Below are 13605 nucleotides of genomic sequence, written 5' to 3'. Positions count from 1 at the left end.
GCGCCTGGCAGGCCGTCCACCGGCCCGTCGGGACCGGGACCGGGGCGGCGGTCGTGCAGTTCACCAACGTCTCCCGGAGGACGTGCGTCCTGAAGGGCCATCCGACGGTCGCGGGCGCCGGCAACGGCTCCCCCGCCCACAACACCCCGCTCAAGGTCACCCGCACCGGCAGGGCGGCCACCGTGACGGTCCGGCCGCACGGCAAGGCGTGGGTGAAGCTGACCTTTGTCCAGGTCCAGGGGGAGGCCGACGGCTACTGCCTGTCGGGCAAGGACCCGGTGACGTATCCGACGATGGTCATCGGCCTGCCGCACTCCGGGAAGCACCAGGTCGCCCTGAACGACGGGGTGTGGGCCGAGTGCGACAACAAGGTGACCGTCACCCCGGTCTCGGCGGTCAAGCCTTCCTGACCCAAAAGTCCGATGGCAAACGGTCAAGATCCGGTGGCACGGGCCAGCGGATGACCCGGCGGATTTACCGCAGGTCACCGGATCAGAGTCGAACACGAGCGAAAACAGTCCACCCTGTCCCGACCTGCTGTACTTCGCGCGCTGTGTTGTGCAGTAGCAGGCGGAGCGGTCGCTCGCGGAGATTGACCGATGGATCGCCGTAGCAGAACGCAAGGCGGCAGCGCTCCGGCATGCCGCCGAGCGTGCCCGCCGGCGCTCCGACTGGCTGGTCCAGTACGGCCTGAACCGCCGTACTCTTCTGGCACCACTTCTGTGAAGCCGTGCCGTCCATTCTTGAGTGTGGACGTCGGCGTCGGGAGTCCTTGGGTCAAGGGTGGAGTACGCCGTTCGAGGCGGTGGAGCCGGTCCGGGACTTCCGCTGGGCGAAGGGCTTCGAGAGCTTCGCGGGCTGGTACTAGTGCGCGACGGCCCGGGACCACGTCGGCTACGAGTCGTGGTTGGAGCGAAACCAACTGGTCAGGGAGCCGCACCCGTTGCGATGGCATAGCCGATCGCGGCGGCTGCGTCGGCAATGCCCGCCAGGGATACCTTGTCGTTCAAGGCGGTGACCACCTGTTGGGTCAGCGGGCGAAGGGCATATACGTGGCGCACCGCGTGGATGTCGACCGGGATCTCGTAGTAGTCCTCCGCGAACTTCTGGAATGCCTCCGGTGATGGGTCGATCAGCAGGTGGAACAGCCAACCCGAGCCGTCAGGATCGGCGTTGTCTTCAGGGAAGTCGATCTCTCCGGCCTGCCAGTGCTCGCTTCCCGCCTCACGCCACATGCAAGCCGTCACCCTGGGCATTCCGTCGTCTGTGAAGGCCGGCTCTTCGACGCAGCTGCGAAAGACCTCGGGGACCGAGTCCACTACGCCTGGCCAGGGCTCGTCGTCGACATATGGGCTCATCGCCGACTCGTGGTCGAAGCCTCGAACATACGCGCCGGCCGGAGAGAAGATGACGTCGAACTCGTCTCCCGAGCCGTTACGCATGGAGGCGATCTCCTCCGTCTCGGACCAGGCCCGGCTGAATGAGTAGTAGCGCTCGCCGTAGGGGTTCAGCACAGTCTCCAGCATGGCTATCGACCGACACCGGTCCCGCAGTGTCGGGATGTCAGGAAGAGCCTCGGCAACGTCGTGAACACTCATGCGGCCTATCCAAGCGCACGCCACTGACGACAGATCGCGCGTTCGCCCAGCGGCAGACCTCGCGACTCAGCCGAGGTGACATCCCGAAAAAGTCGGAGAAGCGCTTGTCCCAGGAACTGGGCGAACAGGCATGGCGCGAGTCGGCCTTGGCGCTCCCACCGGCATCGAGGACCTTCAGCGAACGATCACGTGGCTTGAGCAGCGCAAATGTCGAGTTGGCCGAGGCCCTGGAAGACAGCCAGGCCGATCTGGCGGCGGCCCGGGAAGCCAACCGTGAGCTGACCCGGACCCTCAACCAGCGCGGAGAGCAATCGGGACCAGGAACGCCAGCACGCAGTAACACCAGATGAGGAATTGGGGCTGCTCGCTGCGATAGGGGCCGAAGTGGAGGGAACGGCGGCATGAGCGAGGCGGCCATGGGCGAGGGCATGCGCGCGGTGCGCGCGGGACTGCCCGAGCCGGTCAAGAGCGAGCCGACCCTGCCCGGGCCGGTCTTCGCCGCAGACTTCCATCTGCCAGGGCGAGGTGAGCGGGCCGTATGCCTACGGACGCGACGAGAACCCGAACTGGACCCATCTGGAGACCCCTACGAGGCGGCGGCTTCCCGGTAGCCGATGTGGGCGGCCAGTTCGTCGTAGCGGTACCAGTCCGTTTCCGCGAGCTCCCGCACCCGCTTGACGAACTCCGCCCACGCCGCGAGGCCGTGAAGCTGGGAGGCCTTCGTCCAGAAGAGCGCCGCGAACTCGGGCATCTTCGCTGCGGCCCGGCACTCCTGGTTCTCAGCCCAGGCAGTCAGGATGCCCTCCAGTTGCGCCGGCTGGATGAAGCCGGCGAGCGGGATCACCACGCTCTCGGCGAAGTGTTCAGCGGTGCGGTAGCTGCCGGCCGCGGCCAGGATATCCGCCACGACGCACTTGTTCCTTGGCCAGAGTGAAGATCTGCTCCTGCCGGCAGCGCCGGCTGCCTGCCTGCCAGGGCCCAATGAGTGGGTGACCTTCGGGCCGTAGACGGCTCGCTCAGCCGCGCTGGGCGGCGTCGTAGACGGCCTGCGCGGTCTTGTCGAACGACGGTCCATACATCGGGCTGCCACCGCCGTGGCCCTCGCCGTGGCTGTTGACCGACACCACGGTGCCCTTGCCGGTGGCGGCGTCGAAGCCGGCGAGCCAGGGACCGCCGCTCGCACCGCCGCCGAGGTCGCACGGGACGCGATGCTCGTTTTCGGGGGCGAGCTGAGAGGTACCGGCGCAGTACAGCAGTTCTTCGCCCCGCTGGGGAGTGGTGGCCGGATAGCCGAAGGCGGTGACCCGCTCACCGGCCGCACGGCCGAAGGCGATGTTCTGCGCCCCCACGACGTCGGTGAGCCGCTTCCCGTGCGCCGGAGTGGCGACGACCATCGCCGCCACGTCATCGACCGTGTCCTCGGCCCAGGAGCGCGGTGTCATGGTCGCCTTGACGGCGTAGCGGCCATAGGGTTGCTTGCCTTTGGCGTAGCCGGGGACGAAGACGATGTCGCTGTAGGTGTTGACCGGCGAGGAGCCGAGGCGTGCGCAGTGGGCGGCGGTCATGATCACTGAGCGGTTGCCGCTGGTGACGGCGCTGGCCGTGCACCAGGTGTCCCGCCCGCTCGAGTCGACGAAGAAGAGCCGGCCGATGCTGGGGATGCCCTTGCCGGTCCAGGGTTTGCTGAGCGGACCGGTCGGCCCCAGGTCGACGGCGCGGCTGACCTGCTTCATGCGCGCGGGCGTCCAGTACGAGAGGGCTTCGGTGAGGTCCGCTGCCGAGTAGGTGACCGTATTGACCGGCGTGGTTGCGGCGGTTGCGGCGGTTGCGGCGGTTGCGGGCGGGGCTGGGGCCGCCAGTGGGCCGGCCAGGGCCAGCAGGGCGGTGGCCAGACCGAAGATAGTGCGGCGGGCGCTACGGGACGAGCTGGGCGACATGAGAGTCCTCGGAAGATCGAGATCGGTGATCACCCGGGAGGATGCGATTTCGGCGAGCGGCGTGCATCCGCCGTCTGATCTTCGTTTGTCACGACCATCTCGGTACCCCGACCGTCGGGCCTCTGTGGCCCTTGTCTCGAGCATGACTTGGCCGTACCGCGCCGATCCGGTCGACGGAACAGGACCGCATTCGGAGGAGGCGTTCGCGGCACTGCTCCACAGCAGGTGGGACCGGTGCGCGAGCGTGAAGCCGCAACGCGCGCGACTGACTCGGATGTGCCGGGCTCGGCAGGCGCGCTCGCCCCGGCCCAGCCGCCCTCCCGCTCCTCTCTTGCGGCGCGCAGACCGAGCACGAGGAGGCGCAGCCGTGATGCGGGAGAGCACCCCGGCCAGTCCGCTGACCAGGCTCACCGAATCGGTGAGCGAAGGTGCCGGCATCAGCTGCTCCTGGGCGATGTCCGCCGCGTGCAACACCGACGCCGTCGAAGCGTCCGCGTCTCTCGCCCAACTTCCGACCACGATCTGACCGCAGCCCGCACCCACCGAATCATCCGGATCTGCGAACGCCAGGGCGTTCCCGTTCTCGCCGACCGTGCCTACATCGGGGCCGGCCCCTGGGTGACCATGCCGATCAGGCGACTCCCGCACCAGGACCTCAGCCCGACCCAGCGGACGATCAACCGAGCCCTGTCGGCGGCGCGGGCGCCAGTCGAACGAAGCGTCGCGAGACTGAAGTCCTGGCGCATCTTCCGCAGAGCCCGCTGCAGCCCCAACCGCATGACGCTCATAGCCAAAGCCGTCCTTACCCTGGAGAGGCAGCGCTGAAAGCCCTCAGTGATTCGAGCTTGTAGCCGCGGCGCTGGGTGTCGGAGACCGACCGCAGGGCGGCCAGATCCCGCAGGAGATCCGACTCATGCCAAGGCTCGGTCTCGAGGTCGTCGTCCGCCGCGTCAGGGCGTTCCTCTTCGTGGACGACCATGACTGGTCATCTTGGAGTACGGCTACGGCAACGCCGCCCCTCCAGCGGGGCCGGCTGCCCCAAGGCACCCACCCGTCGCTCAAGGCCCGTCATCACGAGGTGGCGGGCTTCCCCTATGCGTTCGCCGACGGATGTCCGCGAACATCTCAGCCGGGAACAGCGCGCCGCGATGCTCGGCCAGGAACGCGAACACACTCCCTGCAGGGATCAGATCCCGACACGTCTCCCCACACATCCCGGCCCGACCATCCGGCCGACCCCTCGCCCATCGCCACACAACGAGTCTGGCCCTGCCGATGACACGGCAGGGCCAGAACCCAAGATCTTCATCAACTTTCGGGGGGGTGCGTCCCGCCTCCCAGGGGGGAGACGAGTGGGAGAATGATCATGGCGTGGAGATGCAGTTAGGCGCTAGAAAATGCTAGATGGTGCTCCATGGGCGGCCCGGCTGTGAGCCAGCGCTGCCACTGCCGACCCGCTCGACCGGCAGGCTGATCCAGACCTGTCGGCCGTGCAACTCCCGTGCCGCGGCGGGGTGCTGATGGCAGTCGCCCCTGGTCAGCTCGCCGACTCCGCCGCGTGCGGGCTGAGGACGTCCGCCGAGACCAGGGCGATGATGACGATGCCCAGGGCGATGCGGTACCAGACGAACGGCATGAAGCTCTTGTTGGAGATCCACTTCATGAACCACGCGATCACCGCGTACCCGGACGCGAAGGCGATCACTGTCGCGAACAGGGTCGGCCCCCAGGCCACCTCGTCCCCGCTCACCGAGTCCTTCACCTCGAAGACGCCGGAGGCCAGTACCGCGGGGATGGCGAGCAGGAAGGAGTAACGGGCCGCCGCCTCCCGCCGGTAGCCCATGAACAGGCCACCGCTGATGGTGGCTCCGGAGCGGGAGACGCCGGGGATGAGGGCGCAGGCCTGGCAGAGGCCGAAGACCAGGCCGTCCCTGACCCCGAGGTTCTCCAGGGTCTTGCGCTGTTTCGGCGCCCGGTGCCTGCCGCCGGTCTCGTCGCGGGCGGCGAGCCGGTCGGCGATGCCGATGACGACGCCCACGACGATCAGCATCGTCGCCGTGATCCGCAGATCGCGGAACGGCCCCTCGATCTGGTCCTTCAGCGTCACACCCAGCAGCCCGATGGGTATCGAGCCGACGATCACCAGCCAGCCCATCTGCGCGTCGTGGTCGCGGCGCATCGCCTTGTCGAACAGCGACCGGAACCAGGCCGAGACGATCCGCCCGATGTCCTTGCGGAAGTAGATCAGCACCGCGGCCTCCGTGCCGATCTGGGTGATCGCCGTGAAGGCCGCACCCGGGTCCTCCCAGCCGGAGAAGGCCGCGGTCAGTCGCAGATGCGCGCTGGAGGAGACGGGCAGGAACTCGGTCAGCCCCTGGACGAGTCCGAGGATCAGCGATTCAAACCAAGACATGAAGGTACGGCGTCCCAGGGGTGAGGAAGGGGCGGGCGGGTGCGCGGGCGCGCGTGATCATGCGTGTGCAACGGCAGCGTAGCGGGCCGGTAAGAAGGTAAGAACACAGGGGTTGGGAGGCGGGTCGGGGGCGGCGCCGGCACGGGGGTGTTGACCGGTCATGGCACCGCCGCTTACGTTTCCCCAGGAGAAAGCGCTTGCTCCCGCACATCGGGGTGCGTGTGCGGCGCACTCGGGCGGAGGTTCGCGCCCGTCGTCGGTACACGCCCCGAGGAGTGCTGATCACGTCCATGCCCCGCTCGCCCCGCCCCACCGCCCCCTTGACCGGCCGGCGCATCCGGGCCGCCGTCGTCGGTGCCGGCGCCATCGGGCGCGGCTCCCATCTGCCCGCGCTCGCGCAGCTGGCCGCGGAGGGCGAGACCGAGGTCGTCGCCGCCGTCGACATCGATGCCAAAGCCGTCGAGGCGATGTGTGCCGACGCCGGCATCCCGCACGCCTACACGGACCTGGACCGGATGCTCGCCGAGCAGCGGCCCGACCTGGTCACCATCGGCACCCCGCCGACCCTGCACCGGGACCAGACGGTCGCCGCGCTGCGGGCCGGTGCCTGGGTGTGGTGCGAGAAGCCGCCCGTCCCGACCCTCGCCGACTTCGACGCGGTGGAGGCGGAGGAGGGCGTCGACGGGGGACCGTACGCCTCGATCGTCTTCCAGCACCGGTTCGGTTCCGGCTCGACCCACGTGCGCCGGCTGCTGGCCCGGGGGGCGCTGGGCCGCCCGCTGGTCGCCCACTGCCAGACCACCTGGTACCGGGACACCGCTTACTACGCGGTGCCCTGGCGGGGCCGCTGGACGACCGAGGGCGGCGGCCCGGCCATGGGCCACGGCATCCACCAGATGGACCTGCTGCTCGACCTGCTCGGGCCGTGGCAGGAGGTGCGCGCGATGGCCGCGCGGCTGGTGCACGACGTGGAGACCGAGGACGTCTCCACCGCGCTGGTGCGGTTCGCGAACGGCGCCCTGGCCACCGTGGTGAACAGCGTGCTCAGCCCCGACGAGACCAGCCGCATCAGGATCGACTGCGAGCGCGCCACCGTCGAGCTGACCCACCTGTACGGCCACAGCAACGCGAACTGGCACATCACCCCGGCCCCCGGCGTCCCGGCCGAGGAGGCGGCGGCCTGGCAGGACTTCGGCCCCGACGTGCCGAGCTCGCACCTGGCCCAGCTGCGCGAGCTCGTCGCGAGCATGCGCGCGGCGCAGCGGCCGCGCAGCAGCGGCGCCGACGGGCGCACCAGCCTGGAGCTGATCACCGCGCTGTACAAGTCGGCGTTCACCGACACGACCGTACGTGCGGGCGAGATCGGTCCCGGAGATCCTTATTACACGGCCCTGCACGGGGGCGCCCCGGGCTGGGCGCCGGTCGAGCACGAGGAGGTGTCCGCGTGAGCGGCGAGCTGCGGATCACGCACACCCATGGTGACCGGGTCACCGTGACCGAGCCGGTCACCGGGGTGCAGCTCTTCGCGTACGTCTACCGGCCCGAGGACGCCTGGGAGGCCCCGCGTCCCTACCTGCACCCGCTGCGCACCCTCGCCGGGGACGTCGTCACCGACTACCGCCCCAACGACCACCGCTGGCACAAAGGCCTCTCCCTGACCTCCTCGCACCTGTCCGGCGCGAACCTGTGGGGCGGCAACTCCTATGTCCACGGCCAGGGTTACCTCGCCATCCCGGAACGTGTCGGCTCGATGCGGCACGTCGGCTTCGACGAGCTGTCGGCCGACGGCGGCCGGCTCGTCATCGCGGAGCGGCTGACCTGGCATCCGTACGACGGGACGCTGTGGGCGCAGGAGCGGCGGCGGATCGAGGTCCATGACGTCGACCCCGACTCCGGTTCCTGGGCGCTCACCTGGAGCAGCGCGATCACCAACCGCCGTGACGAGCCCCTCCTGTTCGGCAGTCCGACCACGGCAGGACGGGAACAGGCGGGCTACACCGGCCTGTTCTGGCGCGGCCCGCGGGCCTTCCGGGACGGCCGGATCATCGGCCCGGACGGCGAGGGCCCCGGCCTGATGGGCTCCCAGTCCTCCTGGCTCGCCCTGTCCGGGGAACACGACGGCACCGACGGCCATGCCACCGTCGTCTTCGAACACGCTCCGGAGAACGGCCAGTCGGGTGCGGACGGCGCCCATCCCGCGCACTGGTTCGTGCGCAACGACCCGTTCGCCGGCATCGCCCCCTCCTGGGCCTTCCACGACGAACTCGAACTGGCCCCGGGCGACACCCTGTCCCGCCGCTACCGGGTCGTCGTCGCCGACGGTGCCTGGGAGCGCGCGGACATTGCCAAGTACCTGGAGGCGCATCCGTGGTGAGCGGCGGGGAGGCCACGTTCACCGGGCTGCCGGGCGGGGTCGCTGTCTCCCGGCTGTGCGTGTACGACTGGCCCGCGGCCGACGGCCTGCGCGGCGGAACTCCCCATCTGCACCTGGCCTGTTCGGAGGCGTACGTCGTCACCGGCGGCCGGGGCGCGGTACAGACGCTCACCACCTCCGGGTACGAGGTCACGCCCCTCGTGCCCGGCACGGTCGCCTGGTTCACGCCCGGCACGATCCATCGCCTCGTCAACGACGACGAACTGCGCATCACCGTCCTGATGCAGAACAGCGGCCTCCCGGAGGCCGGGGACGCGGTACTGACGCTGCCGCCGGAGTACCTCACCGACCCGGAGGTCTACGCGGCGGCGACCGCCGTCCCGGCCGACGCGCCGGAGGCCGAGCGGGAGCGGATCGCCCGCGCCCGCCGTGACCTGGCACTGGAGGGCTACCGGGCGCTGCGCGCGGCCACCGGCCCGGAGCCGCTGGCCGCCTTCCACCGGGCCGCCGCCGCCCTGGTACGGCCCCGGATCGCCGAGTGGCGCGAGCGCTGGCGGCGTGGGGCGCAGTCCGCCGCCACAGCCACGGGGGACCAGCTCGACCGGCTCGCACGGGGCGATGCCGGTCACCTCGCCGATGCCGTCGTGCAGGCCGAACAGCCTTATGAACAGGGTCGGTTCGGAATGTGTGGACGGCTCGACGTGTACCGGCAGGGGCGTTAGCGCAGACTCAGGTCGCCGCCGGCCCCGCTACCGTCCAGCCCGGGGCCTGCGGGTGGGCCGTCAGACTCTCGTGGCGTACCTGGTCACCGCAGGCCGCGCAGACGACGACCGGGGTCAGGTCCTTGCCGCAGCTGTGCTCGATCACCATGGGGCGGTCGCCCTCCGGGTGGAGATGCCGGTCGCCCCAGGCCATCAGGGTCATCAGGACGGGGTGCAGCTCCAGGCCGGCCGGTGTGGCCCGGTACTCGAACCGCTGCGGGCGCTCGCTGTAGACGCGTTTGGTGAGGATCCCGGCGTCGACCAGGCGGCGCAGCCGGGTGGCCAGGATGTCGCGCGGGGCGCCGGTGTTGCGGACCAGCTGGTCGAAGCGGCCGTTGCCCAGGAGCACCTCCCGCAGGACCAGCAGGGAGTACTTCTCGCCGACGAGCGCCAGGGTGTCGGCGATCGAACACGGGCGGGGGTCCTTGGGGGTGGCCATGCACGTCAGTGTAGAGGCATCTCACGGGTGAGTTTGATTTTCCAACTCTAGGGGTTATGGTGAGTTCGGATTTCCTACTCGCCGGTAATCGGCCCTGGCAATCGAGGTCTCCTGATGCGTGACGCAGTCATCGTCGAAGCCGTACGCACCCCCGTCGGCAAGGGCAAGCCGAACGGCTCCCTGGCCCACGTCCACCCTGTGGAACTCCTGGCCCACACCCTGCGCACCCTCGTCCAGCGCTCGGGGGTCGACCCCGCCCTCATCGACGACGTGATCGGCGGCACCGTCGACCAGGTCGGCGAGCAGGCCATGAACACCACCCGGTACGCCGTCCTCTCGGCGGGCTTCCCGGAGACCGTCCCCGCGACCACCGTCGACCGCCAGTGCGGCTCCTCCCAGCAGGCCGTGCACTTCGCCGCGCAGGGTGTCATGTCCGGCGCCTACGACATCGTGGTGGCCTGCGGCGTCGAGTCGATGAGCCGGGTGCCGATGTGGTCCAACGTGCCGCCCGGCAAGGACCCCTTCGGGCCCGGGGTCGCCGCGCGCTACCCGGAGGGGCTGGTCCCGCAGGGCATCAGCGCCGAGCTCATCGCCGCCAAGTGGTCGATCGGGCGGGCCGAGATGGACGCGTTCGCGGTCTCCTCGCACGCGAAGGCGGCGGCCGCCTGGGAGGCCGGGCTGTTCGACGCCGAGGTGGCGCCGCTCGAGGGGGTGGGCCGTGACGAGTCCGTACGCCCCGGTACCACCGCGGAGATCCTCGCCGGGCTCAAGTCCGCCTATTACGACCCCGGCTTCGCCGAGCGCTACCCCGGGATCGAGTGGAACGTCACGGCGGGCAACGCGAGTCCGGTCAACGACGGTGCGTCCGCCGTGCTGATCATGGCGGGGGAGACCGCGCAGCGGCTCGGGCTGCGGCCCCTGGCCCGACTGCACGCGTTCGCCGTGACCGGCTCCGACCCCTTGCTGATGCTGACCGGCGTGATCCCGGCGACCGAGAAGGTGCTGCGCAGGGCCGGGCTGGGGCTCGGGGACATCGACCTCTTCGAGGTGAACGAAGCGTTCTCCAGCGTGGTGCTCGCCTGGCGGCAGGAGACCGGTGCCGATCTGGGCAAGGTGAACGTGCACGGCGGGGCCATCGCCCTGGGGCATCCGCTGGGGGCCAGCGGGACCCGGCTGACCACGACGCTGGTGCACGCGATGCGGGAGCGCGGCGCCCGCTACGGCCTGCAGACGATGTGTGAGGCGGGCGGGCTGGCGAACGCGATGATTCTGGAGGCGGTGCGGTAGGTCCGCGTGTCAAGTCCCGAATTCGAGTCACGTGACCGGGGTGGGGCGGCGTGTCCCAATGGAGGCAAGAGGTCGCACGGAAACGGCGGCCACCCACTCGCCTCTTCCCCAAGGAGAATTCCCATGTCGCGTTTCACTCGTATCGCCGTCCTGACCGCTTCGACCGCGCTGGCCGCGGGCGGGGCACTGATCCCCACCAGCGCGTTCGCCGCCCCGGCGCACACCGGCGCCGTGACCATGGCCCCCAGTCACCACCACCACGACAACGGCGGTGGCGGCGCGGTGAGCAATGTGCCGATCTTCAACAACGGGGGCGGTGGCGGCGCGGTGAGCAATGTGCCGATCTTCAACAACGGGGGCGGCGGGGGCGCGGTCAGCAATGTACCGATCTTCAACAACGGCGGCGGTGGCGGCGCGGTCACCAACGTCCCGATCTTCAACAACGGCGGCGGCGGGGGCGCGGTCACCAACGTCCCGATCTTCAACAACTGAGCAGCGTCGTGCGGCCGAGCGGGGCATCCTCTCGGCCGCACCGTCGTGTGTCAAGCCCCGAGATTCCGGAGCATGACGTGGGCCGGCCGTCCTGGCCCAATGGATGCACAAGCCCCCCGTTCGCTCGTCTCTCGTTGAAGGAGAAACACCATGATCCGCACGCGTACCCGGCGTCTGGCGATGTTCACCGCGACCACGGCTCTGGCCGCCGGCGGGGTGCTCCTGCCGACGAGCGCGTTCGCCGCCCCGGCGCACACGGGCGGAGGCGGCCACTACGGCTACAGCCGATCCGGCGGACACGGCCACTACGGCGGCTACGGCCACTACGACGGCTCCGGGCGTCAGGGAAGCGGCCGTGGGAGCAGCCAGGGAAGCGGCAACGTCATCATCATCAACAACATTCCCATCTTCAACAACATCGGCGTCTCCCCGGCCGCGAACACCACCGGCAACGGGACCCAGTGACCGGGCACGGCAACGCGCTCTGCTCAGGGCTCCGGGTTCAGGCAGGCCGGGAGGGGGCCTGCGGCGGGGGGCGGGTCGGACAGACAGGCGGCGGCGCGTTCCGGGCCCAGGAACGGGGCGAGCACCGAGAAGGCCAGGCCCGGCAGCAGGGCGGGCAGCTCGGCGGTCCGGCCGGCGGCTATCCGGCGATAGATCGCGGAGTACACGCCACCGACCACCGTGTCCACCAGTTCCTCCTCCGGCACCGGAAGCTCCAGGGCGGGCAGGTCGGTGAAGTAGTCGCGGAAGCGGGTCAGCAGGTGTTCGCGGGCCTCTCGCCCGGCGGGACCGACGGCGTCGATCTCCACGATCGCCATCGCCGCGAACGCGGGCGCCTCGGCCAGGATCACGAGGAGCGCGCCCAGCCCGGCGCGCACCTGTCCCGGCCAGTCGCCGGCCTGGCCGCGGGCCTCCTCCATGGCGGCGAAGACCTGGGAGGTGCCGTGGTGGTGGGCGGCCAGGAAGGCGTCCTCCTTGCCCTTGAAGATCTCGTAGAAGACCGGTCTGGTCACGCCGGCCGCCTGGCAGATGTCGCTGACCCGGGTGCCGGCGTAGCCGACCTGGGCGACGGTGCGGACGAACCCGTCCAGCAGCCGGTCCCGCTGGTTGGCGGCGACGGCCTCGGGTGACGTACGGCGCGGCCCCCGCCGCAGCGAGCGCTCCGGGTCGCGCCCCCTTCGGGTACCGGGCAGCACCAGCGGTGGCGGCACCGGCGAACCTGCTGCCATTCCATGCCCTTTCTCACGAACTCGCGCAATGTGCCTTGACGTTGAACACTCGTCAGGTTTACAACCTTCACAGGTTTTCTTCAGGTGCGGACCTGCGGCGGACGACCCGCTGGAGCCGCCAGTGTCACGCACCCGCACAGCGCCAACAAGTGCACCGGCGTCCCTGACGCCGGATCAGTCACCAGCACCGCGCACCGGTCCGGCAGTCCCGCCACCCGGGGCAGCCATGCCCGGGTCGCCGTCCCTTTCCATGCCCGGGACGGCCACCCCTTCCTCGTCACACCCGCACGCCCGAAAGAGGACTCCCGCATGCGCAGAATCGGCGTCTCCGCCTTAACCGTCACCGCCGCCCTGTCCGCTCTGACCCTGCTCCCCGCCGCCTCCGTCTCGGCGGCCGGCTCCGTGCTCACCTACGGCAGCGCCGGCGGCAACGCGGTCTCCGTGGGCGACGTGCTCACCGCCTCCCTGGCCGGCGGCACCAAGGCCTCCCTCGCCACCACCAGCGGCGGTTCGACCGGCATCACGTGCACCGGCTCGTCGCTGTCCGCCAAGGTGACCTCGAACCCCGCCGCCCCGGGCACCGCGACCGAGTCCGCGACGTCCCAGACCTTCAGCGGCTGCACCAGCAACGTCCTCGGTGTGACCGGCGTGCAGAGCGTCACCGTCAACAACCTGCCGTACACCACGTCCGCGGCCTCGGGCGGCGCCGTGACGGTGACCCCGGCCTCGGGCAGCACCATCCAGACCACGGTGGTCCTGTCCACCCTGCTGGGCACCGTCAACTGCGTCTACCGGGCGCCCGCACTGGCCGCGGTGAGCTCCAACACCGCCAACAGTCTGACCTTCACCAATCAGGCGTTCACCAAAGCATCCGGCTCGTCCCTGTGCGCGGCCAACGGGTACTTCACGGCCGCCTACGCACCGGTCGTCGACAGCAGCGTCAGCGGCTCCCCCGCCGTCTTCACCAACTGACCTCCGGTACGGCGGTCCTCCCTCGCTCCGGGGAACACGGCGCCAACGAAGGGCTGGTGGACGGCCCGGCCGCCGAGGCCTGGTTCGCCCAGCCGTCCGG

At 70.2% G+C, this 13605-nt stretch carries 16 protein-coding genes and 2 pseudogenes; 11 read left to right on the top strand and 7 right to left on the bottom strand.

All coding sequences use genetic code 11. From position 1 onward, the window contains the following. On the top strand, positions 1-410 hold a 410-nt coding region (locus ABZ646_RS24995; RefSeq protein WP_360522942.1), incomplete at its 5' end, for a DUF4232 domain-containing protein. Positions 411-926: 516 nt separating this feature from the next. Here the strand turns inward: ABZ646_RS24995 and ABZ646_RS24990 are convergent. Continuing rightward, positions 927-1598 (bottom strand): hypothetical protein, encoded by a 672-nt coding sequence (locus tag ABZ646_RS24990; RefSeq protein ID WP_360522940.1) that lies wholly within the window; start codon positions 1596-1598, stop codon positions 927-929. Positions 1599-1999: 401 nt separating this feature from the next. On the opposite strand from ABZ646_RS24990, the pseudogene ABZ646_RS24985 reads away from it, so the two are divergent. Then, positions 2000-2183: pseudogene (locus ABZ646_RS24985) on the top strand (cystathionine gamma-lyase); the annotation flags it as partial. 1 nt (position 2184) lies between these two features. Here ABZ646_RS24985 and ABZ646_RS24980 read toward each other — a convergent pair. Together ABZ646_RS24980 and ABZ646_RS24975 are read right to left on the bottom strand one after the other, a co-directional pair. Next, entirely contained in the window at positions 2185-2505 is a 321-nt protein-coding gene (locus ABZ646_RS24980; protein ID WP_360522938.1) for a hypothetical protein, read from the bottom strand. A 109-nt stretch (positions 2506-2614) separates the two neighbouring features. Further along, positions 2615-3535, bottom strand: coding sequence for a peptidase (locus ABZ646_RS24975; RefSeq protein ID WP_360522935.1), 921 nt, complete (start codon positions 3533-3535; stop codon positions 2615-2617). 370 nt (positions 3536-3905) lie between these two features. On the opposite strand from ABZ646_RS24975, the gene ABZ646_RS24970 reads away from it, so the two are divergent. Further along, positions 3906-4061: a hypothetical protein gene (locus ABZ646_RS24970; protein WP_360522945.1), complete on the top strand. Its 156-nt coding sequence runs from the start codon at positions 3906-3908 to the stop codon at positions 4059-4061. After that, a pseudogene (locus ABZ646_RS24965) lies at positions 4052-4360 on the top strand (transposase family protein); the annotation flags it as partial. The gene ABZ646_RS24970 and the pseudogene ABZ646_RS24965, both read left to right, overlap by 10 nt. On the opposite strand, the gene ABZ646_RS24960 reads toward ABZ646_RS24965, so the two are convergent. Then, entirely contained in the window at positions 4338-4514 is a 177-nt protein-coding gene (locus tag ABZ646_RS24960) for a hypothetical protein (protein ID WP_360522932.1), read from the bottom strand. The pseudogene ABZ646_RS24965 and the gene ABZ646_RS24960 overlap by 23 nt on opposite strands. Before the next feature lie 558 nt (positions 4515-5072). Next, complete coding sequence (locus ABZ646_RS24955) at positions 5073-5948, bottom strand: undecaprenyl-diphosphate phosphatase (RefSeq protein WP_360522929.1); 876 nt, start codon at positions 5946-5948, stop codon at positions 5073-5075. 290 nt (positions 5949-6238) lie between these two features. On the opposite strand from ABZ646_RS24955, the gene ABZ646_RS24950 reads away from it, so the two are divergent. From ABZ646_RS24950 to ABZ646_RS24940, 3 genes are read left to right on the top strand one after another with little or no spacing between them, the layout of a single operon-like run. Then, positions 6239-7396 carry a Gfo/Idh/MocA family oxidoreductase gene (locus ABZ646_RS24950; protein ID WP_360522926.1) on the top strand — a complete coding sequence of 386 codons (1158 nt, stop codon included), beginning with the start codon at positions 6239-6241 and terminating at the stop codon, positions 7394-7396. After that, positions 7393-8322, top strand: a complete 930-nt coding sequence (locus tag ABZ646_RS24945) for a PmoA family protein (protein ID WP_360522923.1) — start codon at positions 7393-7395, stop codon at positions 8320-8322. The genes ABZ646_RS24950 and ABZ646_RS24945 overlap by 4 nt, the downstream gene beginning before the upstream one ends. After that, positions 8316-9044, top strand: coding sequence for a cupin (locus tag ABZ646_RS24940; protein WP_360522920.1), 729 nt, complete (start codon positions 8316-8318; stop codon positions 9042-9044). Before ABZ646_RS24945 ends, ABZ646_RS24940 begins: the two co-directional genes overlap by 7 nt. 7 nt (positions 9045-9051) lie before the next feature. Here ABZ646_RS24940 and ABZ646_RS24935 read toward each other — a convergent pair whose 3' ends face one another. Next, positions 9052-9522: a helix-turn-helix domain-containing protein gene (locus ABZ646_RS24935; RefSeq protein ID WP_360522917.1), complete on the bottom strand. Its 471-nt coding sequence runs from the start codon at positions 9520-9522 to the stop codon at positions 9052-9054. A gap of 114 nt (positions 9523-9636) precedes the next feature. Between ABZ646_RS24935 and ABZ646_RS24930 the strand changes: the two genes are divergently transcribed. The 3 genes from ABZ646_RS24930 (at position 9637) to ABZ646_RS24920 (ending at position 11766) form a co-directional block, all read left to right on the top strand. Next, complete coding sequence (locus ABZ646_RS24930) at positions 9637-10809, top strand: thiolase family protein (RefSeq protein ID WP_360522914.1); 1173 nt, start codon at positions 9637-9639, stop codon at positions 10807-10809. A gap of 123 nt (positions 10810-10932) precedes the next feature. Then, positions 10933-11301, top strand: a complete 369-nt coding sequence (locus ABZ646_RS24925; RefSeq protein WP_360522911.1) for a hypothetical protein — start codon at positions 10933-10935, stop codon at positions 11299-11301. 150 nt (positions 11302-11451) lie between these two features. Beyond that, the gene (locus tag ABZ646_RS24920) at positions 11452-11766 is read left to right on the top strand and encodes a hypothetical protein (protein WP_360522908.1); all 315 of its coding nucleotides are present in this window, start codon (positions 11452-11454) and stop codon (positions 11764-11766) included. A gap of 23 nt (positions 11767-11789) precedes the next feature. Here the strand turns inward: ABZ646_RS24920 and ABZ646_RS24915 are convergent, their stop codons facing one another. Further along, positions 11790-12533, bottom strand: coding sequence for a helix-turn-helix domain-containing protein (locus tag ABZ646_RS24915; RefSeq protein ID WP_360522905.1), 744 nt, complete (start codon positions 12531-12533; stop codon positions 11790-11792). A gap of 309 nt (positions 12534-12842) precedes the next feature. Between ABZ646_RS24915 and ABZ646_RS24910 the strand changes: the two genes are divergently transcribed. After that, entirely contained in the window at positions 12843-13505 is a 663-nt protein-coding gene (locus ABZ646_RS24910; RefSeq protein WP_360522903.1) for a Tat pathway signal sequence domain protein, read from the top strand. The last annotated feature ends 100 nt before the right edge of the window (positions 13506-13605 follow it).

Origin of the sequence: Streptomyces sp. NPDC007162, from assembly GCF_040634175.1 — a bacterium.
Classification (GTDB): domain Bacteria; phylum Actinomycetota; class Actinomycetes; order Streptomycetales; family Streptomycetaceae; genus Streptomyces.
Note: the sequence above shows the minus strand (reverse complement) of the source record. Positions and strands in the feature narration are given on the sequence as shown.